The sequence below is a fragment of the Pseudomonas sp. LAIL14HWK12:I7 genome (assembly GCF_000483465.1).
GTDB lineage: Bacteria > Pseudomonadota > Gammaproteobacteria > Pseudomonadales > Pseudomonadaceae > Aquipseudomonas > Aquipseudomonas kermanshahensis.
The window spans coordinates 1-23,077 of sequence record NZ_AXYZ01000008.1 but is presented as its reverse complement, the minus strand read 5'-3'; the positions used below and the strand labels follow the sequence as shown (position 1 = coordinate 23,077).

21 protein-coding genes are annotated in these 23,077 nt (G+C 63.0%); 11 read left to right on the top strand and 10 right to left on the bottom strand.

Annotation, left to right across the window (positions count from 1 at the left end):
• The first annotated feature begins 7 nt into the window (after positions 1 to 7).
• The 5 genes from D886_RS0109315 (at position 8) to D886_RS0109295 (ending at position 5,594) form a co-directional block, all read left to right on the top strand.
• Positions 8 to 1,195, top strand: a complete 1,188-nt coding sequence (locus D886_RS0109315; RefSeq protein WP_027593666.1) for a pyridoxal phosphate-dependent aminotransferase — start codon at positions 8 to 10, stop codon at positions 1,193 to 1,195.
• Positions 1,192 to 1,893: an NAD(P)H-dependent oxidoreductase gene (locus D886_RS0109310; RefSeq protein WP_027593665.1), complete on the top strand. Its 702-nt coding sequence runs from the start codon at positions 1,192 to 1,194 to the stop codon at positions 1,891 to 1,893. Before D886_RS0109315 ends, D886_RS0109310 begins: the two co-directional genes overlap by 4 nt.
• 251 nt (positions 1,894 to 2,144) lie before the next feature.
• Positions 2,145 to 3,248, top strand: a complete 1,104-nt coding sequence (locus D886_RS0109305; RefSeq protein ID WP_027593664.1) for a polyamine ABC transporter substrate-binding protein — start codon at positions 2,145 to 2,147, stop codon at positions 3,246 to 3,248.
• 34 nt (positions 3,249 to 3,282) lie between these two features.
• On the top strand, positions 3,283 to 4,695 hold the full coding sequence (locus D886_RS0109300; RefSeq protein ID WP_027593663.1) for an aminotransferase: 1,413 nt from the start codon (positions 3,283 to 3,285) through the stop codon (positions 4,693 to 4,695).
• A complete protein-coding gene (locus D886_RS0109295; RefSeq protein WP_027593662.1) occupies positions 4,692 to 5,594 on the top strand; it encodes a helix-turn-helix transcriptional regulator in 903 nt (300 codons plus the stop codon). Before D886_RS0109300 ends, D886_RS0109295 begins: the two co-directional genes overlap by 4 nt.
• A 15-nt stretch (positions 5,595 to 5,609) precedes the next feature.
• Here D886_RS0109295 and D886_RS0109290 read toward each other — a convergent pair whose 3' ends face one another.
• Entirely contained in the window at positions 5,610 to 6,701 is a 1,092-nt protein-coding gene (locus D886_RS0109290) for a tartrate dehydrogenase (protein ID WP_027593661.1), read from the bottom strand.
• A gap of 97 nt (positions 6,702 to 6,798) precedes the next feature.
• On the opposite strand from D886_RS0109290, the gene D886_RS0109285 reads away from it, so the two are divergent.
• Positions 6,799 to 7,710, top strand: coding sequence for a LysR substrate-binding domain-containing protein (locus D886_RS0109285; RefSeq protein WP_027593660.1), 912 nt, complete (start codon positions 6,799 to 6,801; stop codon positions 7,708 to 7,710).
• A gap of 226 nt (positions 7,711 to 7,936) precedes the next feature.
• On the opposite strand, the gene D886_RS0109280 is transcribed toward D886_RS0109285, so the two are convergent.
• Complete coding sequence (locus D886_RS0109280; protein ID WP_027593659.1) at positions 7,937 to 8,419, bottom strand: Lrp/AsnC family transcriptional regulator; 483 nt, start codon at positions 8,417 to 8,419, stop codon at positions 7,937 to 7,939.
• Between the two features lie 123 nt (positions 8,420 to 8,542).
• Between D886_RS0109280 and D886_RS0109275 the strand changes: the two genes are divergently transcribed.
• A complete protein-coding gene (locus D886_RS0109275) occupies positions 8,543 to 9,577 on the top strand; it encodes a histone deacetylase family protein (RefSeq protein ID WP_027593658.1) in 1,035 nt (344 codons plus the stop codon).
• A 70-nt stretch (positions 9,578 to 9,647) separates the two neighbouring features.
• Positions 9,648 to 11,045 (top strand): amino acid permease, encoded by a 1,398-nt coding sequence (locus tag D886_RS0109270; RefSeq protein WP_027593657.1) that lies wholly within the window; start codon positions 9,648 to 9,650, stop codon positions 11,043 to 11,045.
• On the opposite strand, the gene D886_RS0109265 is transcribed toward D886_RS0109270, so the two are convergent.
• Together D886_RS0109265 and D886_RS0109260 are read right to left on the bottom strand one after the other, a co-directional pair.
• Positions 11,042 to 12,373 (bottom strand): D-serine ammonia-lyase, encoded by a 1,332-nt coding sequence (locus tag D886_RS0109265; RefSeq protein ID WP_027593656.1) that lies wholly within the window; start codon positions 12,371 to 12,373, stop codon positions 11,042 to 11,044. The two genes, D886_RS0109270 and D886_RS0109265, sit on opposite strands and share 4 nt — an antisense overlap.
• Before the next feature lie 169 nt (positions 12,374 to 12,542).
• Positions 12,543 to 13,415 carry a LysR family transcriptional regulator gene (locus D886_RS0109260; protein WP_027593655.1) on the bottom strand — a complete coding sequence of 291 codons (873 nt, stop codon included), beginning with the start codon at positions 13,413 to 13,415 and terminating at the stop codon, positions 12,543 to 12,545.
• 135 nt (positions 13,416 to 13,550) lie between these two features.
• Between D886_RS0109260 and D886_RS0109255 the strand changes: the two genes are divergently transcribed.
• Genes D886_RS0109255 through catA form a run of 3 tightly spaced genes read left to right on the top strand, consistent with a single transcriptional unit; the run spans position 13,551 to position 15,974 of the window.
• Complete coding sequence (locus tag D886_RS0109255) at positions 13,551 to 14,672, top strand: muconate cycloisomerase family protein (protein WP_027593654.1); 1,122 nt, start codon at positions 13,551 to 13,553, stop codon at positions 14,670 to 14,672.
• Positions 14,673 to 14,704: 32 nt separating this feature from the next.
• The gene (gene catC, locus D886_RS0109250; RefSeq protein ID WP_027593653.1) at positions 14,705 to 14,995 is read left to right on the top strand and encodes a muconolactone Delta-isomerase; all 291 of its coding nucleotides are present in this window, start codon (positions 14,705 to 14,707) and stop codon (positions 14,993 to 14,995) included.
• A gap of 43 nt (positions 14,996 to 15,038) precedes the next feature.
• On the top strand, positions 15,039 to 15,974 hold the full coding sequence (gene catA / locus D886_RS0109245) for a catechol 1,2-dioxygenase (protein WP_027593652.1): 936 nt from the start codon (positions 15,039 to 15,041) through the stop codon (positions 15,972 to 15,974).
• Between the two features lie 861 nt (positions 15,975 to 16,835).
• Here catA and D886_RS0109240 read toward each other — a convergent pair.
• The 6 genes from D886_RS0109240 to D886_RS0109215 form a co-directional block, all read right to left on the bottom strand.
• Positions 16,836 to 18,194: an MFS transporter gene (locus tag D886_RS0109240; protein WP_027593651.1), complete on the bottom strand. Its 1,359-nt coding sequence runs from the start codon at positions 18,192 to 18,194 to the stop codon at positions 16,836 to 16,838.
• A 94-nt stretch (positions 18,195 to 18,288) separates the two neighbouring features.
• Positions 18,289 to 19,596, bottom strand: a complete 1,308-nt coding sequence (locus D886_RS0109235; protein ID WP_027593650.1) for an MFS transporter — start codon at positions 19,594 to 19,596, stop codon at positions 18,289 to 18,291.
• Between the two features lie 22 nt (positions 19,597 to 19,618).
• On the bottom strand, positions 19,619 to 20,863 hold the full coding sequence (locus D886_RS0109230; protein ID WP_027593649.1) for an OprD family porin: 1,245 nt from the start codon (positions 20,861 to 20,863) through the stop codon (positions 19,619 to 19,621).
• Between the two features lie 114 nt (positions 20,864 to 20,977).
• Entirely contained in the window at positions 20,978 to 21,937 is a 960-nt protein-coding gene (locus D886_RS0109225; RefSeq protein ID WP_027593648.1) for a PDR/VanB family oxidoreductase, read from the bottom strand.
• A gap of 10 nt (positions 21,938 to 21,947) precedes the next feature.
• Entirely contained in the window at positions 21,948 to 22,424 is a 477-nt protein-coding gene (locus tag D886_RS0109220) for an aromatic-ring-hydroxylating dioxygenase subunit beta (protein ID WP_027593647.1), read from the bottom strand.
• Positions 22,425 to 22,438: 14 nt separating this feature from the next.
• Positions 22,439 to 23,077: RHO alpha subunit C-terminal catalytic domain-containing protein (locus tag D886_RS0109215; RefSeq protein WP_027593646.1), on the bottom strand; the 639-nt coding region annotated here is incomplete at its 5' end.

Below are 23,077 nucleotides of genomic sequence, written 5' to 3'. Positions count from 1 at the left end.
GACTGCCATGCGCTATGCCAAGCTGACCCAACGCATCGCCGGTGACGGTGCTGCCGCCTGGGACATCCACTACCGCGCCCTGGCGATGCAGGCCGAGGGCAAGGACGTTCTGCTGCTGTCGGTGGGCGACCCGGACTTCGACACCCCGGCCCCCATCGTTGAAGCGGCCATCGACAGCCTGCGTGCCGGCCACACCCATTACGCCGATGTACGCGGCAAACTCGCGTTGCGCCAGGCCATTGCCGATCGTCACCGGCAGCGCAGCGGCCAGCCCGTCAGTGCTGACCAGGTCACGGTACTGGCGGGTGCCCAGTGCGCTTTGTTCTGCGTAGCCCAGTGCGTGCTCGACCCGGGTGATGAAGTGATCGTCGCCGAGCCGATGTACGTCACTTACGAGGCGGTGTTCGGTGCCTGTGGTGCCACGGTGGTGCCGGTGCCGGTCAAGCCGGAGAACGGCTTTCGGGTGTGCCCGCAGGACGTGGCCGCGCGCATCACCCCACGCACCCGCGCCCTGGCCCTGAACAGCCCGCACAACCCTTCGGGCGCGAGCTTGCCGCGCTCGACCTGGGAGGCGTTGGCCGAGCTGTGCGTCGCCCACGACCTGTGGCTGATCTCCGACGAGGTGTACAGCGAACTGTTGTACGAAGGCGAGCATGTCAGCCCGGGCAGCCTGCCAGGCATGGCCGAGCGCACCGCAACCCTCAACAGCCTGTCTAAATCCCATGCCATGACCGGCTGGCGGGTGGGCTGGGTGGTGGGCTCGCCTGAGCTGGCCACGCACCTGGAGAACCTGGCGCTGTGCATGCTCTATGGCTCGCCGGACTTTATCCAGGACGCCGCCGTGGTGGCCTTGAATCAGCCCTTGCCCGCCCTTGAGGCGATGCGCGACGCCTATCGCCAGCGCCGGGACCTGGTGTGCGAACAGCTGGCCGGTTGCCCGGGCGTCAAGGCGCTCAAACCCGACGGTGGCATGTTCGTGATGGTCGATATCCGCGAAACCGGCCTCAGTGCCCAGGCCTTCGCTGACCGCCTGCTGGACCGCGAAGGTGTGTCGGTACTGGCGGGAGAAGCCTTTGGCCCGAGCGCCGCCGGGCATATTCGCCTGGGGTTGGTGGTAGGCGCCGAAGCTTTGGCCGAGGCGTGCCAGCGCATTGCCCGGTGTGCGGGTGAACTGATGCAAGGAGAACTGTCGTGAATGTCCTGATCGTCCATGCTCACCCCGAGCCGCAATCCTTCACCGCCGCCCTGCGTGACAAGGCGGTGGCTACCTTTCGCGCCCAGGGCCATGCGGTCAAGGTCAGCGACCTGTATGCCATGGGCTGGAACCCGGTGGCCAGTGCGGACGATTTCGCCACGCGAGAGAACCCCGAGTACCTGGTGTATGCGCTGGAGCAGCGCCTGGGGGTGAAGAGCGGCGCCATTGCCGCAGATATCCAGCAAGAGCTGGACAAGCTGTTATGGGCCGATTTGCTGGTGCTGAACTTCCCAGTCTTCTGGTTCTCGTCGCCGGCCATGCTCAAGGGCTGGATCGACCGGGTGCTGGTGTCGGGTGTCTGTTATGGCGGCAAGCGTTTCTACGACCAGGGTGGGCTGGCCGGCAAGAAGGCACTGGTGACGGTGACCCTTGGCGGGCGTGAGCACATGTTTGGCGAAGGGGCTATCCATGGGCCGCTCGAGGACATGTTGCGGCCGATTCTGCGGGGGACGCTGGCGTACGTTGGCTTCGACGTGCTGCCGCCGTTTGTGGCTTGGCATGTGCCGTATATCAGCGACGAAGCGCGGCAGGGTTTTCTCCAGCAGTATCAGCAGCGCCTGGAGCAGTTGGCGGATGATCAGCCGCTGGTGTTCCCGCGGTTGGCGCAGTTCGATGAGGCGTTGTACCCGCTGGCGTGAATCAACCCGAGTTTGAGTCGATTGATCCGGCCCTATCGCCGGCAAGCCGGCTCCCACACTTACCGCACCGACTCTGAATTGTGTGCGATACCTGTGGGAGCCGGCTTGCCGGCGATAGGGCTATGAGTACCTACCAATGAGTATCTGCCCAAAAACGACCACCCACACATTCGGGGTATGTTGCCCTCAAGCAAATCCCCCGATAGTGAACCCATCGGCTCGATCCGGAGCAGTCACACGATGGAGTTGCTATGCGCAAGGCACTGAAGGTGATTGGCAGCCTGTTGCTGGCGTCGACCGCGACGCAGGCACTGGCGGTAGAGGGGGACAGCGGTAACACGTTAAGGCTGTACAACTGGACCGACTACATCGGCGAAACCACCTTGGCCGACTTCGAGAAGGCCACCGGCATCAAGGTCATCTACGACACCTTCGATGGCTACGAAACCGTCCAGACCAAATTGCTCACCGGCCGCTCCGGCTACGACCTGGTAATGCTCAACGCCTCCCTGGTACCCCCGTTGATTCAGGCCGGCGTGTTCCAGCCGCTGGACAAGCAGCAACTGCCCAGCTGGCATAACCTGGACGAGCAGGTGGTGAGCAACCTGCAAGGTTACGACCCCGGCCTCAAGTACTCGGCACCCTATACCTGGGGCAGCTCCGGGATCACTTACAACGTCGACAAGATCACCGCGCGCATGCCCGATGCACCGATCGGCTCGCTGGCCATGCTGTTCGACCCCAAGATCGTTTCGCGCTTCGCCGACTGCGGTGTCACCCTGATGGACGCGCCGACCGAGGTGATCCCGCTGGCCCTGCAGTACCTGGGCAATGACCCCCGCAGCGCAGCGCCCGCCGACCTCAAGGCTGCCGAGCAGCTGCTGATGGGCATTCGCCCGTACATTCGCAAGTTCGACTCGGTCAACTACCTCACCAGCCTGCCCAACGGCGATGTCTGCCTGGCCCTGACCTGGTCAGGTGACTACGCCACCGCCCAGGCCCGTGCCATAGAAGCGAAAAAGGCCATCAAGCTGGCGTTCTTCATCCCCAAGGAAGGCTCGCTGATCTGGTTCGACAACCTCTACATCCCCAAAGACGCGCCGCACGCGGCCAATGCTCACCGCTTCATCGAGTTTTTGCTGCAGCCGCAGACCATGGCCAAGGTCACCGACTTCATCCACTACGCCAACAGCAATGCCGCTGCCACGGCGCTGGTGCACGCCGACATCCGCCAAGACCCGGCGATCTACCCCGATGCCCAGACCCGCGAACGCCTGTTCGCCCAGAAGACCCAGAGCCCCAAGGACATGCGCGCCATCACCCGGGTCTGGAGCACGGTCAAGACCGGTTTCTGAACACTGCCAACCGATTTCCGCCAAGGAGCTGCCCATGGCCACACCCAGCAAAGCATTCGCCATTGCCCACGACCCACTGGTGGACGCCGACAAGGCCCACTACATGCACGGCTACCATGTGTTCGACGAGCACCGCGAGCAAGGTGCGCTGAACATCGTCGCAGGTGAGGGCGCCTATATTCGCGATACCCACGGCAACCGTTTTCTCGATGCGGTCGGCGGCATGTGGTGCACCAACATCGGCCTGGGCCGTGAAGAGATGGCCCTGGCCATTGCCGACCAGGTGCGCAAGCTGGCCTACTCCAACCCGTTCTCCGACATGGCCAATGACGTCGCCATCGCGCTGTGCCAGAAGCTCGCGCAACTGGCGCCAGGTGACCTCGACCACGTGTTTCTCACCACCGGTGGCTCTACCGCCGTCGATACCGCCTACCGGCTGATTCAGTACTACCAGAACTGCCGGGGCAAGCCGCACAAGAAGCACGTGATCGCGCGCTACAACGCCTATCACGGCTCCACCACCCTGACCATGGCGATTGGTAACAAGGCTGCCGACCGCGTGCCAGAGTTCGATTACGCCCATGACTTGATCCACCATGTCTCCAACCCCAACCCGTACCGTGCCCCGGACGACATGGACGAGGCCGAGTTCCTCGACTTCCTGGTGGCCGAGTTCGAGGACAAGATCCTCTCCCTGGGCGCCGACAACGTGGCGGCGTTCTTCGCCGAGCCGATCATGGGCTCGGGCGGGGTGATCATCCCGCCCAAGGGCTACTTCGAGCGCATGTGGCAGGTGTGCCAGACCTACGACATCCTGTTCGTCGCCGACGAGGTGGTGACCTCGTTCGGTCGCCTGGGCACCTTCTTCGCCAGCGAGGAACTGTTCGGTGTCACGCCAGACATCATCACCACCGCCAAAGGCCTGACCTCGGCCTACCTGCCGCTGGGCGCGTGCATCTTCTCCGAGCGGATCTGGCAGGTGATCGCCGAGCCGGGCAAGGGCCGCTGCTTCACCCACGGGTTCACCTACAGCGGGCACCCGGTGTGCTGCACGGCGGCATTGAAGAACATCGAAATCATCGAACGCGAGCAGTTGCTGGCGCACGTCAAGGACGTGGGCAGCTACCTGGAGCAACGGCTGCAAACCTTGCGCGACCTGCCTTTGGTGGGGGATGTGCGTTGCCTGAAACTGATGGCCTGTGTCGAGTTCGTTGCCGATAAAGCCAGCAAGGCGCTGTTCCCTGATGCGGTCAACATCGGTGAGCGCATCCACAGCAAAGCCCAGGCCAAGGGGCTGCTGGTGCGGCCGATCATGCACCTGAACGTGATGTCGCCGCCGTTGATCATCACGCATGCGCAAGTCGACGAGATCGTCGAAACCCTGCGCCAGTGCATCATCGAAACGGCGCGCGAACTGACCGCGCAAGGGCTGTACCAAGGGCGATGAGCCTGGCGCAAAGGGCTGTGCGTGGGCGTGCCTGGCAGGCTAGACTGCCGGGCATGACCCAGGCCACTTCCGACACTCCGCTCACCCTCTCGCTGGGGGCGCTGCAGCACTGGCATGCAGCGCTGCAGCGTGCGCTCGCCCACTGTGAATCAGGCGATGCCCTGAGCTACGTGGCGGCTGCGATCAGCCAACTGGTGCAGGTCGAGTCGATGATGATCAGCCTCGAATGCCAGGGGCGTGCACCGCGCCTGCTGTACAAGCAGGGCATCCCCGAGGTGCATCGTGATGCGGTGCTCGAGCGTTACTTCAGCGCGGGCTACCTGCTCGACCCCTTTTGCCTGGCCGTGCAGAGTGGCTTGGCCGAAGGGTTCTATCACTTGCAGGAAATCGCCCCGGACAACTTCTTCGACAGCGACTACTACAAGGCCTACTACCTGGGCACCGGCTGCAGTGAAGACAGTTACTACATCGTCGACCTCAGCGAGGGCCGCAAGCTTTCGTTCAGCTTGTTTCAGGGGTGCAGTGGCACGCGTTTGAGCAGCGGGCAGATCGACCTGTTGCGGGCGGTCGAGCCCATGGTGCGCGAGCTGCTGGTGCGTTATGCCCGCTACAACCTTGAACCTGCCACGGCCTCGGCCGAACGGGGCAGCGTACAGGCAGCGTTCGAGAGTTTTGGCTGCCAGGTGCTTACGGATCGTGAGCGTGAAGTGGCGCACATGATCTTGCGCGGGCACTCGGTGAAGTCCACGGCGGTGGAGTTGGGGATCTCGCCGGAGACCGTGCGCATGCACCGCAAGAATTTGTACCTGAAGCTTGAGATCAATTCACAGTCGGAGCTGTTTGCGCGGTTTATCGACTGGTTGCGCCAGGGTGCCGTCGAGCACACCCTGGCGTTGTAGGCGCGGCCCTGGGCGTCAGGCCTCGATCAGGGCAGTGATGGCCCGGCCGACCTCCTGGGTGGACTTGTGCCCGCCCATGTCGCGGGTGGTATTGCCTGCGGCGATAACCTGCTCGATGGCCTTGAGGATCTCATCGTGAGCGGCGCGGTAGCGCGGGTCGGCACCGTCGTTGCCGAGGAATTCGAGCATCAGCGCTCCGGACCAGATCATCGCGATCGGGTTGGCGATGTTCTTGCCGAAGATGTCCGGCGCCGAGCCGTGTACCGGTTCGAACAGGGACGGGAACTTGCGTTCGGGGTTGAGGTTGGCCGAAGGGGCGATGCCGATGGTGCCTGCGCAGGCCGGGCCGAGGTCGGAAAGGATGTCGCCGAACAGGTTAGAGGCCACGACCACGTCGAAGCGGTCCGGTTGCAGCACGAAGCGGGCGCAGAGGATATCAATGTGCTGCTTGTCCCAGCTGATTTCCGGATAATTGGCAGCCATGGCTGCGGTGCGTTCGTCCCAGTACGGCATGCTCACGGCCATGCCGTTGGACTTGGTGGCCGAGGTGACGTGCTTGCGCGCGCGGGTTTGTGCCACGTCGAAGGCGTATTTGAGGATGCGGTCGACCCCACGGCGGGTGAACACCGATTCTTGCAGCACAATCTCGTTTTCGGTGCCTTCGAACATGCGCCCGCCCATGGACGAGTACTCGCCTTCGGTGTTCTCGCGGATCACCACGAAGTCGATGTCGCCGGGTGCGCGGCCGGCCAGCGGGCACGGCACGCCCGGGAACAGGCGCACCGGGCGAATGTTCACGTACTGGTCGAAGTCGCGGCGGAACTTGAGCAGCGAGCCCCACAGCGAGATGTGGTCCGGGACCTTGTCGGGCCAGCCGACTGCGCCGAAGTACAGGGCGTCGAAGCCTTTGAGCTGCTCGAACCAGTCGTCCGGCATCATCTTGCCGTGGGCCAGGTAGTAATCGCAGCTGGCCCACTCGAAGAACTCGAAGCTGATGGCCAGGCCGTGCTTGCGAGCAGCAGCCTCGACCACGCGAATGCCTTCGGGGAGCACTTCGGTGCCGATGCCGTCACCGGGGATGGCTGCGATTCTGAATGTCTTGGTCATGGGGCGCACTCGTTGGCTAGGGAACAGGTGCGAGCCATGCTATAAGGCCTTCAATCGGAGATAATCCAGCCTTTCATGGATTCTTGGAACACGAAACGTGAATAATCTGCCCAACCTCGATGACCTCAATATCTTTCTGCAGGTGGCCAAGCGCGCCAGCTTTGCCGCCGTGGCCGACGAACTGGGCATGTCGGCGGCGTACATCAGCAAACGCATTCGCGTGCTCGAGCAAAACCTGGAGGTGCGTTTGCTGCACCGCACCACGCGGCGGGTGACGATCAGCGAAGAGGGTGAGCGGGTGTACCAGTGGGCGCTGCAGATTTTCGATGCGGTGCAGCGCATGGGCGATGACATCAGTGCCCAGCACCGCGAACCGGCAGGGCAACTGCGCATCGCCAGCAGCTTGGGCCTGGGGCGCAGGTTCGTGGCCCCGGCCTTGTCGGAACTGGCCGAGCGCTACCCGCGTCTGGATATTCGGCTGGATGTGCATGACCGCCTGGTGGACCTGATCGAGGAGGGGGTCGACCTGGACATCCGCGTGGGCAATACCATCGCGCCCAATCTGATCGCCAAGTTGCTGGCCAAGAACCGGCGAGTGCTCTGTGCTTCACCTGCGTACCTGGCGCGGCAAGGCACACCGAAAGTGCTGGCCGACCTGGGCAGCCATGACTGCTTGGTGATCAAGGAGCGCGACCACCCGTTTGGTATCTGGCAGCTCGAAGGCCCTGAGGGCCAAGAAAGCGTGCGGGTGACGGGGGGATTGTCCAGCAACCATGGCGAGGTGGCCCACCAGTGGTGCCTGGATGGGCGAGGAATATTGTTGCGGTCCTGGTGGGATGTGCACGACAGCCTGCTGGATGGGCGCCTGGTGCAGGTGTTGAGTGACTATCACCAGCCGGCGGATATCTGGGCCGTGTATACCTCGCCGCTGGCAAGTTCGGCCAAGGTGCGGGTGGCGGTGGATTTCTTCCGGCAGTATTTTGCCGAGCGGTATAGGTTGCCAGGGTAGCCGGGCTTTCGTGTTGTGGCGCCTATGCGATCGAGCGCCGCACGCGCGGCGCTTCGCAGCACAAGGCTGCTCCTACAGTTGTTTCGCAACGCCTGTACCAGCGCGCGCGACCGCCTCAGGAATAATTGGCCCGAAAAAATGTAGGAGCAGCCTTGTGCTGCGAAGCGCCGCGCGTGCGGCGCCCGATCTCATAAAAGCCCCAAAAACCAAGTCAGGCACCCAACGCCTACCTCACCGGTATCCGGCTAACCGCCTTGATTTCCCGCAGGGCCAGGCTCGACTGGATCGACGCTATGCCAGGTTGCCGCCGCAACACGTCTTCGACGAACCGGCCATAGCTTTCCAGGTCGGTCGCCAGCACCGTCAGCACGTAATCAGCCTCACCCGTGACCTTGTGGCAGGACAATACCTGCGGCAATTTCAGAATCACCTGCTCGAAGTCGTCAGGTGCTTCGGCCGAATGGTTGCCGAAGCGCACCTGGGCGAAGGCCATGACGTCATAACCCAGTTTCTTGCGGTCCAGGTTGGCCTGGTAGTCCTTGATAAGGCCCAGCTCCTCCAGGCGTTTGCGCCTGCGCCAGCAGGGCGTCACGGTCATCGACAGGCGCTCGCCCAAGGCGGCGCTGGACAAGGTGCCGTCCTCCTGCAGCAGGCGCAGCAGTTCGCGGTCTACTTCGTCCAGTTCTTCGTAAGCAAAGGCTTTGCTCATTATGGGGCTACCGGGTGAATGTTTCGCTCAAGCATCCGGTTTGGCTGAGCATAAAGCAAAGCATTTTCAGCGGTCTGTCGCGAAAATTGGTTATCCGATACCACCTTGAAAAAGGACATTCGCGTGCTGACAGTCTTTAGCAACAAACACCGCTTGCACCATGGCTCCGAGCTCAAGGACGGGGCCATCACGCCGTCATTCGAGAACCCTCAGCGTGCCGATACCGTGCTGGCGCGTGTGCAGTCCACAGGCCTTGGCGATGTCATCGCCGAGCAATCGTTTGACCGTGCCTGCTATGTCGCGGCGCACAGCGAGCGCTATGTGAGCTTTCTGGAAAATGCCTGGGCAGAATGGACCGCCACCGGCAAGACCCATGATGCGCTGCCGCTGGTATGGCCGGTACGCGACCTGGCCATCGATCGGGAGCCGGGCTTCATCGATGGCAAACTGGGCTTCTACGCCATGGACGCCGGCGCGCCGATTACCGGCGGCACCTGGGAAGCCGTGCGCAGCAGTGCCAACGTGGCACTGACCGGCATGCAGCGTGTAATCGATGGCGCGCCCAGTGCCTTCGCCCTGTGCCGCCCCCCTGGGCACCATGCGGCCCGCGAATACATGGGCGGCTATTGCTACCTCAACAATGCCGCCATTGCCGCCGAACGCTGCCTGAGCCAGGGTGCACGGCGCGTGGCCGTGCTGGACGTGGATTTCCACCACGGCAACGGCACGCAGAACATTTTCTATGACCGCCCCGATGTGTTTTTCGCCTCGATCCACGGTGATCCGCATGTGTCCTACCCGTACTTCTCCGGCTATGCCCACGAACAGGGCGCGGGGGCCGGGGAGGGCTTCAATGCCAACTACCCGCTGGGCAAAGGCACCCTCTGGGCGCAGTACCGGCTGGCGTTGCAGGACGCGCTCAAGCGCGTTGTCGCGCACCAGCCGGACTTTCTTGTCGTGTCGCTTGGCGTCGATACCTTCGAGGACGACCCGATCAGCCACTTCAAGCTCACCAGCGAAGACTTCCTGCGCCTGGGCGCCGAGATCGCACGCGTAGGCATCCCGACGCTGTTCGTGATGGAGGGCGGCTACATGGTCGATGAAATCGGCATCAATGCCGTGAACACGTTGCAAGGGTTCGAAGGCGCGGTTCGATAGCACACCGTGGCAAGGCCCTGCGCGGGCCTTGTTCGAAAGCCCTGATACCCACAATAAAAAGAGGTCGCTCATGCAAGACATGTCCGCAAGCCTTGATCAAAGCAAACCTACAGACTCAGCCCAAGACGGGCACCTCAAACGCACGCTGGAAAACCGCCATATCCAGCTGATCTCCATTGGTGGCGCCATCGGCACCGGCTTGTTCATGGGCTCGGGCAAGGTCATCGCGCTGTCCGGTACCTCCATTCTGCTGGTCTACGCGATCCTCGGTTTTTTCGTGTTCTTCGTCATGCGTGCCATGGGCGAGCTGCTGCTTTCTGACCTGCGTTTCAAATCGTTCGCCGACATCGTCGCCCACTACCTGGGCCCGCGCGCCGGCTTCGTGCTGAGCTGGTCCTACTGGCTGAGCTGGAGCGTGGCGGTGGTCGGCGACGTGGTGGTCGTGGCGGGGTTCTTCCAGTACTGGTATGCGGATGTGCCCGCGTGGATACCGGCGTTCTTCACCCTGTTCGTGCTGCTTGGGCTGAACATGTTGGCGGTGCGGATCTTCGGCGAAGTGGAGTTCTGGTTCGGGATCATCAAGATCGTGGCCATCGTCACGCTGATCATCACCGCAGCGGTGATGATCGCCACTGCCTATGTGTCACCCAATGGCGTGGTGGCCTCGCTGTCCAACGTGGTGGCGCCCGGCGCGGTGCTGCCCCATGGCATCAGTGGGTTTTTCGCAGGCTTCCAGATTGCCGTGTTTTCCTTCGCTGGCACCGAGCTGATCGGTACCACCGCCGCCGAGGCAAAGAACCCGCACCGTTCGCTGCCCAAGGCCATCAACACCATTCCTTTACGCATCCTGCTGTTCTACATCCTGGCGCTGGTGTGCATCATCAGCGTGGTCTCGTGGGCAGAAGTGCCGGCCAACCGCAGCCCCTTCGTCGAGCTGTTCCTGTTGGCCGGCTTTCCCGCCGCTGCCGGCATGCTCAACTTCGTGGTGCTGACGTCGGCGGCATCCTCTGCCAACAGCGGCGTCTATTCCGGCTGCCGAATGCTGTTTGGCCTGGCCGAGCGGGGTAATGCACCCGCTATCTTTGCCAGGCTTTCGGCCCTCAGCGTGCCGGTGCACAGTTTGCTGTTTTCGGCGATGTGCATGCTGGCCGGGTTGGCCCTGCTGTTCATCATCCCCGAGGTGATGACGGTGTTCACGCTGATTTCGACCATCTCGGCGATTCTGGTGATCTTCACCTGGTCGATGATCCTCGCCGCGTACATCGCCTACCGCAAGCACAACCCGGCCGCGCACCAGGCGTCGAAGTTCAAGCTGCCGGGTGGCGTGCCGATGGCCGTCACCTCGCTGGGCTTTCTCGGCTTCGTGCTGGTGCTTCTGGCCCTAGAGCCGGATACGCGGATGGCCCTGTGCGTGATGCCGTTGTGGTTTGTCTTTCTGCTTGTGGCTTATCGTCGGCGCAAGGCCTAACGCCCCTTGGCCAGGTAGGCGGCATATTCGTCATCCGGCACCATGCTGCCACCGGTGCCCCACACCAAGTGGGTCGCGTTGGCCATGCGCTGCGCCGTCAGCCCCATGCGCGCCAGGTACTGCGTTGCTTGCAGTACCTGCACCATGCCAGGCATGCCGGCCAGCGCCGAGGGCTCGAGGCGTACCTGCTCCAGGTCATGGGCCAGCACCAGCAATTGGTACAGCCGCTCGTCCGTGACCGTGTAGTAGCCGTCGAGCAGGCGCTGCATGGCCTTGCCGACAAAGCCGGAAGGGCGGCCTACCGCCAGGCCATCGGCTGCGGTGACGTTGTCGATGCCGAAGTCCTGCACGCTGGTTTCGTCATGCAGCCCGGTGTACACGCCAAGGAACATGCAGGGCGAATGGGTGGGTTCAGCGAAGACGCAGTGCACGTGATCACCAAACAGCAGCTTCAAGCCGAACGCCACCCCGCCAGGCCCGCCACCCACGCCGCAGGGCAGGTAGACGAACAGCGGGTGCTCGGCATCGACCTTGATGCCGGCGGCCTTGAACTGGCCCTGCAAGCGTTCGGCAGCCACGGCATAACCGAGGAACAGGTGAGGCGAGTTTTCATCATCGACGAAGTAGCAAGTAGGGTCCGCTGCTGCTTGCTGGCGGCCTTGTTCCACCGCAACGCTGTAGTCGGAGGGGTATTCGATCACGCTCACGCCGTTGGCGCGCAGCTTGTCCTTTTTCCACTGCCGCGCATCTGACGACATGTGCACCGTGGCCTGGAAACCCAGCCGCGCGCTCATGATGCCGATCGACAGCCCGAGGTTGCCGGTCGAGCCAACCGCTACCTTGTACTGGCTGAAAAATTGCCGGGCGTCATCGCTGGCCAGTACTCGGTAATCGCTGTCCAGGGTGATCAGCCCGGCCGCCAGGGCCAAGTCTTCGGCATGCTTGAGCACTTCGTGGATGCCGCCGCGGGCCTTGATCGAGCCGGAAATCGGCAGCTCGCTGTCGGCCTTGAGCCACAGCGCACCGCCTTGGGCAAGACCAGCCTCTTGCAGCAAGGTGTGCTGCAGGGCAGGCAGCGGGCGAATCGGCGACTCGATGATGCCGCCAGACGCGGCGGTGTCGGGGAACACCTCGGCCAGGTACGGTGCAAACCGCTGCAGCCGGGCACTGGCTGCGCTGACGTCGGTGGCAGTGAGGCCGACGTCGCCCAGGGCTTGTGCGGTGGGCACGATGCCAGGGTTGAACCAGCAGGTTTCGCGCAGCGCGACCAAGTCCTCGACCCGCGGGTGAGAGGCGTACCAAGCGTCTAGCGTTTTGCCGTGAATCATGCGTTGTTCCTGTGCTGGTGGGGATTGCCAGGGGGCTGCTGGCTCTTGTAAGAGTGGCCGTGCCGGGGCGCCGGACCGGTCGGAAAGGGCTCCAAGCTTGGCCAGTTAATGTAAATCACGGTGGTGTTGGTGCTCCCACTGGTCGCTCTCGATGTGACAGCGCAGCCCATCACGTCGCCTGTTGTGCAATCAACGCCAGGCACCGTTGCACGATCGGGCTCACATCGCCCTTGCGACGGCTTAGGATGATCGGGCTGACGGCGCTGGTGTCCAGCAAGCTGACATACTCGATATCCGTGCGGTGCTGCTGTTGCACCGACGCCGGCACCAGGGTCACGCCGAGCCCGACGGCCACCAGGCCGATGGCCGTTTGCAGTTCGTTGGCCCACTGGCTGATCTTCAGGGTCATGCCGTGGTGGGCGAACAGGGCCAGCACATGGTCGGCATAGCTGGGCCTGGGGTTGGCCGGGTACAGAATGAACGGCTCCTTGGCCAGTTGCGCGAGGGTCAGTGGGGTGCCTGCCATCGGGTGGCCCTTGGGCAATACCGCGACCAAGGGGTCTTCGCACAGCACCTGCTGGAGGATGGCCGGGTCATCGATACGAATACGGCCGAAGGCGATGTCGATGCGGCCACTCTTGAGTGCCTCGACCTGCTGCAGCGTGGTCATTTCGCTCAACCCCAGTTCCAGCTCGTTGTCCTGGCGCAGTTCGCGGATCAGCGCTGGCAGCACGGTGTACAAGGTCGAGGGAGCAAAACCGATGCCCAGCCACTGGCGTTGCCCGTGGCCGATACGGCGGGTGTTGTCGCTGATGTTTTCCAGTTGCTGGAGCAGGGTGCAGGTCTGTTCATAGAAGAACCGCCCGGCTTCGGTCAGGCGCAGCGGGCGCTCACGCAGCACCAGCAGCGTGCCGAGCTGCTCCTCGAGCTGGCTGATCTGCCGGCTTAGCGGCGGCTGGGCGATATGCAGCAGCTCAGCGGCACGGGTGAAGTTCAGCGTTTCGGCCAGCACCTTGAAGTAGCGAAGGTGGCGCAGTTCCATCAGACCTCCAGGGTATGGTGGGAGATTCATTTGATATTGGACGGGTATCAGGGTCTCGCGCAATGCTTGATCAATCAAGTAAGTGCAACTATCGGGTCTGCCATCTGCGGTCCGATCTGACGGGACCTGGCAACAATGACAAACACCCTGATTGAACGTATAGATGCAATTATCGTCGACCTGCCGACCATTCGCCCGCACAAGCTGGCCATGCACACTATGCAGCAGCAAACCCTGGTGGTATTGCGCGTGCGTTGCAGCGACGGCGTCGAAGGTATCGGCGAGGCAACCACCATCGGTGGCCTGGCCTACGGCTACGAAAGCCCCGAGGGCATCAAGGCCAATATCGACGCACACTTGGCACCGGCGCTGATCGGCCTGCCGGCTGACAACATCAACGCCGCCATGCTCAAGCTGGACAAGCTGGCCAAGGGCAACACCTTTGCTAAGTCGGGGCTCGAAAGCGCCTTGCTCGATGCCCAGGGCAAGCGCCTGGGCCTGCCGGTCAGCGAACTGCTGGGCGGCCGAGTACGCGACAGCCTGGAAGTGGCCTGGACGCTGGCCAGCGGCGATACCGCCCGTGATATCGCCGAAGCCCAGCACATGCTGGAGATCCGTCGCCACCGTGTGTTCAAGCTGAAGATCGGCGCCAACCCGGTGGAGCAGGACCTCAAGCACGTGGTGGCGATCAAGCGCGAGCTGGGTGACAGCGCCAGCGTGCGGGTCGACGTCAACCAGTACTGGGACGAGTCCCAGGCCCTGCGCGCCTGCCAGGTGCTCGGCGACAACGGTATTGACCTCATCGAACAGCCCATTTCGCGGATCAACCGCGGCGGCCAGGTGCGTCTCAACCAGCGCAGCCCAGCGCCGATCATGGCCGACGAATCGATCGAAAGCGTCGAAGACGCCTTCAGCCTGGCCGCCGACGGTGCGGCCAGCATCTTCGCTCTGAAAATCGCCAAGAACGGCGGCCCACGTGCAGTGCTGCGCACAGCGCAAATCGCCGAAGCGGCCGGTATCGCCCTGTACGGCGGGACCATGCTTGAAGGCTCGATCGGCACCCTGGCTTCGGCCCACGCGTTCCTCACCTTGCGCCAGCTGACCTGGGGCACCGAGCTGTTCGGGCCGCTGCTGCTGACCGAAGAGATCGTCAACGAGCCGCCGCAGTACCACGACTTCCAGCTGCACATTCCACGCACGCCAGGCCTTGGCCTGACCCTGGACGAGCAGCGCCTGGCGCGCTTCGCCCGCCGCTGAACTGTACATTCAACGCCTTAAGGAGAACCCGCATGCTGTTCCACGTGAAGATGACCGTGAAACTGCCGGTCGACATGGACCCGGCCAAGGCCGCCAAGCTCAAGGCCGATGAAAAGGAACTGGCCCAGCGCCTTCAACAAGAAGGTACCTGGCGCCACCTGTGGCGCATTGCCGGGCACTACGCCAACTACAGCGTGTTCGATGTGGCAAGCGTCGAGGCCCTGCACGACACCCTGATGCAACTGCCGCTGTTCCCGTACATGGAGATCGAGGTGGACGGCTTGTGCCGCCACCCGTCGTCGATCCACAGTGACGACCGCTGATTCGTCCCTGACTACCTGACAAGAACAAGATGAGGTAAGCAAAATGACCGTGAAAATTTCCCACACTGCCGAGATCCAGTCGTTTTTCGAAGAAGTCGCAGGCCTTGGGCACGCCGAGGGTAACCCGCGTTTCAAGCAGATCATCCTGCGCGTGCTGCAGGACACTGCCCGTCTGATCGAAGACCTGGAAGTGAGCGAGGACGAGTTCTGGCATGCCGTCGACTACCTCAACCGCCTGGGCGGCCGTAACGAGGCGGGCCTGCTGGCAGCGGGCCTGGGGATCGAGCACTTCATCGACCTGCTGCAAGACGCCAAGGATGCCGAAGCGGGCCTGACCGGCGGTACCCCGCGCACCATTGAAGGCCCGCTGTACGTTGCAGGCGCGCCGCTTAGCCAAGGCGAAGCACGCATGGACGATGGCACCGACCCCGGCGTAGTGATGTTCCTTCAAGGCCAGGTATTCGGCGCCGACGGCAAGCCGCTGGCAGGCGCTACCGTCGATCTCTGGCACGCCAACACCCAGGGCACCTATTCGTACTTCGATTCGACCCAGTCCGAGTACAACCTGCGCCGACGCATCATGACTGACGCAGAGGGCCGCTACCGCGCCCGCTCCATCGTGCCGTCCGGTTATGGTTGCGACCCGCAGGGGCCAACTCAGGAGTGCCTGGACTTGCTTGGCCGCCACGGCCAGCGCCCGGCGCACGTGCACTTCTTCATCTCCGCGCCGGGGCATCGCCACCTGACCACGCAGATCAACTTCGCCGGTGACCAATACCTGTGGGATGACTTTGCCTATGCCACCCGTGATGGTCTGATCGGTGACCTGCGCTTTGTCGAGGATGCGGCGGCGGCGCATGATCGGGGTGTGCAAGGGGAGCGTTTCGCCGAGTTGGCCTTCGACTTCACGTTGCAGGCTGCGCAGGCGCCTGAGGCCGAAACCCGCAGCCATCGCCCGCGTGCGTTGCAAGACGGCTAAAGCTCGACCCTTGTTGGAGCAGCCTTGTGCTGCGAAGAGGCCGGTGAAAACACAGTAAATCTCCGCTGCTGTCACCGGCCTCTTCGCAGCGCAAGGCTGCTCCTACACACGCCAGCCTCCACAGGTTTCACCGTTTATGCCTGGGCCTTTCCGTGCGGGGAGGGTCCGGGCTTTTTTGTGTGCCACATGTGGTGTGGGAAAAGAAAGTGTTGTCTTGAGTTTGGAGGTGGCGCTCGGCTGACGCTCAACCCTTGTAGGAGCAGCCTTGTGCTGCGAAGAGGCCGGTGAAAACACAGTAAATCTACGCTGCTGTCACCGGCCTCTTCGCAGCGCAAGGCTGCTCCTACACACGCCAGCCTCCACAGTATTCACCGTTTATGCCTGGGCCTTTCCGTGCGGGGAGGGTCCGGGCTTTTTTGTGTGCCACATGTGGTGAGGGAAAAGAAAGTGTTGTCTCGAGTTTGGAGGTGGCGCTCGGCTGACGCTCAACCCTTGTAGGAGCAGCCTTGTGCTGCGAAGAGGCCGGTGAAAACACAGTAAATCTACGCTGCTGTCACCGGCCTCTTCGCAGCGCAAGGCTGCTCCTACACACGCCAGCCTCCACAGTATTCACCGTTTATGCCTGGGCCTTTCCGTGCGGGGAGGGTCTGGGCTTTTTTGCGTTTACACGGAATATTGGGGGAGTGGGCTGCTATGTGCTTGTCGGCAGACAGGGTGAAGGCGGCCAGGTGCTTGCCTTAGGCTTGGAGGTGGGGCGGATAACGAGCGCCGCGCGGGCGGCGCTCGATCTGATAGGCGCTGAAAATGCCAAGCCTGGCACCCAGTGCCTCCGACTACAATCGGGTCATGCTGGCCAACACTTCAGGCCGCGACGGGGTGCTCACGCTGCATGCTGTGTCGGAAGCACTTGCAGCCTTTGGCCAGCAACACGATGGCCAGCAATGACGCAACGAAGCTGACGATCGACATCGAAGAACCGACCGCAGCCGGTACGCCGAAGTAGCGGTCGGTGATCAGCGCCACCAGCGTGGTGCCCAAGCCCAGGCCCAGCAGGTTACTGATCAGCAGGAACACCGCCGATACCTGCGCACGCACCTGGTTCGGCGAGAGGATCTGCATGGCCGCAGTGGACGCCGGCATGGGGAACGAGGCGAAGAACATGGCCGGTACCAGCAGGGTCACCGACAGCCACAGCTGGTCCACCTGCGAATACAGCACGGCCGGCACGATCATGCCCAGCGCACCGATTACCCCGGTACGCATGGCCGCATCGCTGCGGCCGCGCTTGGCCAGGTGGTCGGTCAGCCAACCGCCGAACACCACACCCGTGGTGTTGGCCAGCAGCAGGATGGTGCCGAGCATGAAGCCGGCTTGCTCGGGGCTCATGCCGAACTTGCGGATGTACAGCGCCGGTGTCCAGCTCATCATGCAGAACAGCGCCATGGCGTAGAACGAGAAGCCCAGGTAGTGGCAGCTGAACGTGGCCCGGTGACGGCCGATGAAGCGCAGGCCGTCGGTGAGCTTCACCTTGCGCACATTACCGTCGGCGTCCAACTGCGCGCCCTTGCGCTCGGGGTTGCGCACGGTCAGCCAGATCAGCAGGCCCACGAGCACCCCAGGCAGGCCGACGATGAAGAACGCCAGTTGCCAGGCCTTCATGGCGCCAAGGAAGGCCACCTCGATGGTCTGTGCGTCCTTGAGCAAGGTGATCACATAGCCGCCGACCAGAAAGGCAATGCCGCCACCGACGAACGAGCCGATGGAGTAGATGCCCACTGCGCGGCCGAGCTTTTCCTTCGGGAACAGGTCGCTGAACATCGAGTAGGCCGAAGGCGACAGGGCTGCTTCGCCGACGCCCACGCCGATACGGGCAAGGAACATCTGCGTGAAGTTCTTGCTCAGGCCGCAAGCGGCGGTGGCGAAGCTCCAGAAAATCACCCCGACCGCGATGATGCGTGGCCGCGAAAAGCGGTCGGCCAGGTAGGCGATGGGCATGCCCATGAAGGCGTAGAACAGCGAAAACGCCAGGCCGTGCAGCAGGCTGAACTGGGTGTCGCTCAGCTGCAGGTCGGCTTTTATCGGCTCGATCATCAGGGCCAGAATCTGCCGGTCAACGAACGAGAAGATGTAGGCCACCATGCACAGGATGACCACATACCATTCGTACACGTAACGTTTTTGGGTGTGCTTGAGGTGTTGCGCTTCGGTCAGGGTATTCATGCTTGCAAGTTCCTGAGGGGACAGCCCTGATGGGGACAGCCTGATGGCCCCTTCGCAGCCCAAGGCCGCTCCTGCGAAGGGGCTGAACACGCGGTCAGTTATTGTCTGCAGAGGCTTGTGGCTTGATGGAAATCACCGCCAGGGTGGTGATCGCGCCCATCACCACGAGCATCACCGACACCGGCCAGGCATCCTTGTAAATGCTGAACAGCGCCGTTGCCGCCAGTGGCGCCAGGCCGCCGGAGAAGATCGAGGCGATCTCGTGCCCCATCGCCAGCCCCGAATAGCGCACCTTGGCCGGGAACAGCTCACCCATCAGCGCCGGCTGGGTGCCGATCATCGCGCCGTGACAGAAGGCCATGCCCAGCAACGCCGCCAGGTACACCCACACCGGTGAGTGGGTATCGAGCATCCAGAAGAACGGGAACGCCAGCACCATCAAACCGACCGAGCCGATGGCATACACCACCCGCCGGCCAATGATGTCCGACAGCCAACCCCAGAACACGATGGTGCCGGCCTCGACGATCATCGCCACCATCACGCTGGCCAGCACCAGTTGCGTATCCAGGCCGGTGAACTTGGCGTAGGCGATGGTGAAGGCGAGGAACAGGTAGGCGCTGCCGTTTTCGGCAATGCGGATACCCATGGCCTGCAGCACGGCCTTGGGGTGGTTGCGCAGCACTTCCATGGCCGGCATGTGCTCGGGCTTGTCCTGCTGGGCCTGTTCCTCGACGAAGGCTTTGCTCTCTGGCAGGCGACGGCGGATGTACACCCCTACGCCAAAGATCAGGATGCTGGCCAAAAATGGCACCCGCCAGCCCCAGCTCATCATGTCTTCGACGGGCAGCATCTGCACCAGGTAGAACGCAGCGGCAGACAGTACGAACCCGCCGGAAACACCCAGCTGGCTCCAGGCCGCATAGAAGCCGACGCGGTCCTTGGGTGCGTTCTCGCTCAGCAGCAGCACGCCGCCGCCCCATTCGCCGCCCGAGGCAACGCCTTGCAGCACGCGCAGGATCACCAGGCAGGCGGGGGCCAGGTAGCCGACCTGTTCGAAGGTTGGCAGCAGGCCCATGGCGAAGGTTGCCGCACCCATGATCGCCAGGGTCATCACCAAGGCCTTCTTGCGCCCGGCCTTGTCGCCGATATGGCCAAAGATCAGGCCACCCAGCGGGCGTGCCAGAAAGCCCACGGCGAAACCGGCAAACGAGGCCATGGTGCCAAGCACCGGGTCGGTGCCGGCGGGGAAGAACAGCGGGGCGAAAATCAGTGCTGCGGCCGTGCCGTAGAGGAAGAAGTCATACCATTCCAGGGCATTGCCCAGGACCGAGGCGATGACAATGCGGCGCATGGTGCGCGGGTCGGTATCGCGGGTGATGCTGGTGTTCAGGTTACTCATGAGCCATCTCCATGCGGGCCGGTCACCAGAACTTCCAGGTGTAGGAAGTGATCAGGCGATACTCGTTGTAGTCGTTGCCGTACTGCTGTTGGGTACGCATGTTCTTCAGGTCGAAGGCCAGGTCCTTGAGCGGGCCGCTCTGGATCACGTAGCTGAGCATGATGTCGCGCTCGCTTTCCTGGTCCCTTGCAAGGCCCGGGCCGCGGTCGATGTCGGTGCCTTTGATGTAGCGGGTGAACAGCTTCAGCCCGGGCAGGCCCATGGCGGCGAAGTTGTAGCCATAACGCACCGACCAGCTGCGTTCATCCGGGCGAATGAACGGCAGGCCCGCCCAGTTCGGCAGCCACAGCTGCGGCACGTAGCCGTTCAACGTCGGGAACACGGTATCGCCGGTCATGCGCTGGTAGCTCAGGCCCAGCATGTGCCCGCTTTTTTCCAGGGTGACCAGGCCGAAGTAGGCGCGGTTGTCCACGGCGCCGCTGCGTGCGGCACCGTCTTCACGGTTGTTGAAGTACCCCACGTCGGTTTTCAACTGGTAGCCGTCGGCGAACTTCAGGGCGTGCTTGATGCCGCCGTAGTCCTGCTTGTAGATGTCGTTGAGCACACCATGGAAGTAACTGGCTTGCAGGTCTGGGGTCAGGGCGTAGGTGGCGCCGGCGAAGTCCAGGCCATCACTGTCCAGGTCGTCGCGGGTGCCGAAGCGGTAGAGGCGCTCATGGTTGGACGACTCGCGGGTGACGATGGACCAGAAGCGCCCGCCAACCAGGGTCAGGTTGTCGATGTCGCGTGATTCGATCACCGCGCCCTGGTAAATGGTGTCGAGCTGCCGGCTGGGGTCGTTGGAGGCGACGGGGTAGAAAGGTTTCTGATCGCCGATCAGTACCCTGGTATTGGCGTACTTGACCTTCAGGGTCGCACCGCCGCGGCTGTAGTCGTCGGCGGCCTGCTGGCGGTGCTTGCTGAAGGGCAGCGAGCCATCGTTGCCGGTGGAGTCCAGGCGCACGGCGTATTGGCCGTTGAGGTCGAGACCGAGCGCCACGGGGGTATCGGTGTAACCGGATTCGAACTGCAGGTCGAAGCCCTGCGACCAGTTGCCGACCTTGGACACCGGCGCGCTGGGGTTGGTGAAGTTACGGTTCAGGTAGAGGTTTCTGAAATTGAGCGAGAGGTGGCTGTCATCCACCACATCGGCCAAGCACGTCAGGGGTAATGCGGCGCCCACACACAAGCAAAACGGTTTCGCACGCAACGGCCATTTGAGTTCCATGGGGTAATCCTGGAAGTGTGATCAGTACAAGTCCTGGGCAGTCGAGCAACTGGGCAGAAGGGCTGCAGGTCTTGCGCCCGCTTGTCTGTCACGTATTGTTTTTGTTTTTGTTTTTCAGATATCCAGCACCAGGCGCTTGCCGCGCGCCCGGGAACAGCACAGTACGATCTGCTCGTTGGTGTGTTTCTCCTCTTCGGTCAGGTAGTGGTCACGGTGGTCGGGTTCGCCTTCGAGCACGTCGCACAGGCAGGTGCCGCACACACCTTGCTCGCAGGACACCTCGACCTTGATCCCGATACTGCGCAGGGCGGCGGTCAGGGGCTGGCCTTCCTGCACCTGTACGGTCTTGCCGCTGCGTGCGGCGACCACCTCGAAACTGCCGCCCGAGGTGTCGACCTCGGCCTGGAAGTACTCGTGGTGGATGTGTGTGTCGTCGTAGCCTTGCTGGCGCGCCCCCGCGATCACCCAATCCATGAAGCCCGCTGGGCCGCAGGTGTACAGGTGCACGCCAGGCATGGCGGGGCCCAGCACCTGGGCCAGGTCCAGGTGCTGCTCAGGGCCTTCATCGCTGAAGTGGGTGAACACGCTGGCCGCGAACGGTGCGCCGAGCAGTTCGTCGACGAACGCGCAGCGGCTGCGTGAGCGGCCGCGGTAATGCAGCTCGAACGGCTTACCTTGGGCATGCAGGGCATGGGCCATGGCGATCATCGGGGTGATGCCGATGCCACCGCCCAGCAAGATCGAGCGCGTGGCGTCGCTGGCCAGTGGGAACAGGTTGCGCGGCGCGCTGATGCGCATTGGCGTGCCGGGCTGCAGCTGCTCGTGCACCGCCACCGAGCCGCCACGGGACTGGCTGTCCTTGAGCACGCCCAGGCGGTAGACATTGGCATGCGCGGGGTCGCCGCACAGCGAATACTGCCGCACCAGGTCGGGCGCCAGGTGCAGGTCGACGTGGGCGCCTGCCGCAAAGCGCGGCAGGGCCTGGCCGTCGACCGCGGCCAGCTCCAGTACGACCACGTCACCGCCTTGCACTTCGCGGGCTTGCACGATCACATCGAGCAGTTGTTCGCTCATGGTCGTGGCCCTAGAGGATGTAGCCGATACCGGCGAGGGTATCGTCACTGTTGATCAGGCTGATCACCTTGCGGTGGATCTTGAAGCTGCCTTGCGCCCGCACCAGGGTGTAGGTCAGGTCGGCGCTGTAGTGCTTGAGGCTCTCTTTGCGGAACTCGCGCACGTTCTGTGCGCAGCGCACGGTCACGTTGACGCCGTCGTCGCCCAGCACCCGGAAGCGCGAAATCGTGCGCACGGTGCGTGGTTGCGGGCTGGTGGAAATCGACTCGCCGCCGATCAACCGCTGCACGCGCAGGCCACGCATGTGGTGGTCGTCGTAGGCGTAGTTGAGGGTGTTTTCGTAGTCGCTCTCGCGCGGGTCGATGGGGATGATGTACGTGCCTTTTTCGGTCCATTGGCCGAGCCAGGTGTCGTACTCGCCGTGGTCGAGCATGTCGCCTTCCTGCCAGATGAAGGCGGTGACTTCTTGCAGCAATTGCAGGTTCATAGGGTTCTCCACGCTCACGCCGACATCATCTTTTTCCACTGCTGGTACGCCGCACGCATGCCGGTTTCGGCACTCACGTCGGACACCAGCCCGTCTGCGCTGGGTTTCTCGCCCGGCAGGCCGCGGTTGAGCATGATCCACAGGTCTTCACCGGCACGGGCGCCTTTCTGCACGCGCTCCCAGGCTTCGGAATCGTCCGGGGTGCCAAAGCCCATCGGGCCCTGGAAGTGCTCGTGCAGGCGCAGCCGGTAGCGGTTGGCTGCGGCTGGGCCGCCGTCCATGGTGATCACCGAGTGGTGGATTTCGGTCTCGGTCACCGAGATCGGCTGCAGCACGCGGAAAAACGCCATCGAGCAGGCGACGTTGGGGAACAGGTTGAGGTTGAAGCCCGAGCCACCGACGGCGCGGACGATGCGGCGCACCTGCTGCTCGTCGATGCCTTCGTCACGCAGTTCGGCGGCGAGGGACTCGAAGCGCTCGGGGATCGGCTTGTCGAGGTCGGCTTCCAGGTCCACCAGCTCGGGGATCATCACCATCACGCTGTGGCCGTTGCCGAGGTCTTCGACGTAGCCGGGGCCTTTGACGAAGTCGAACAGCTCCAGGGTCTGCTCGTCGACCGAGGACAGGAAGCTTTTGTGCACCAACGGGAAGTG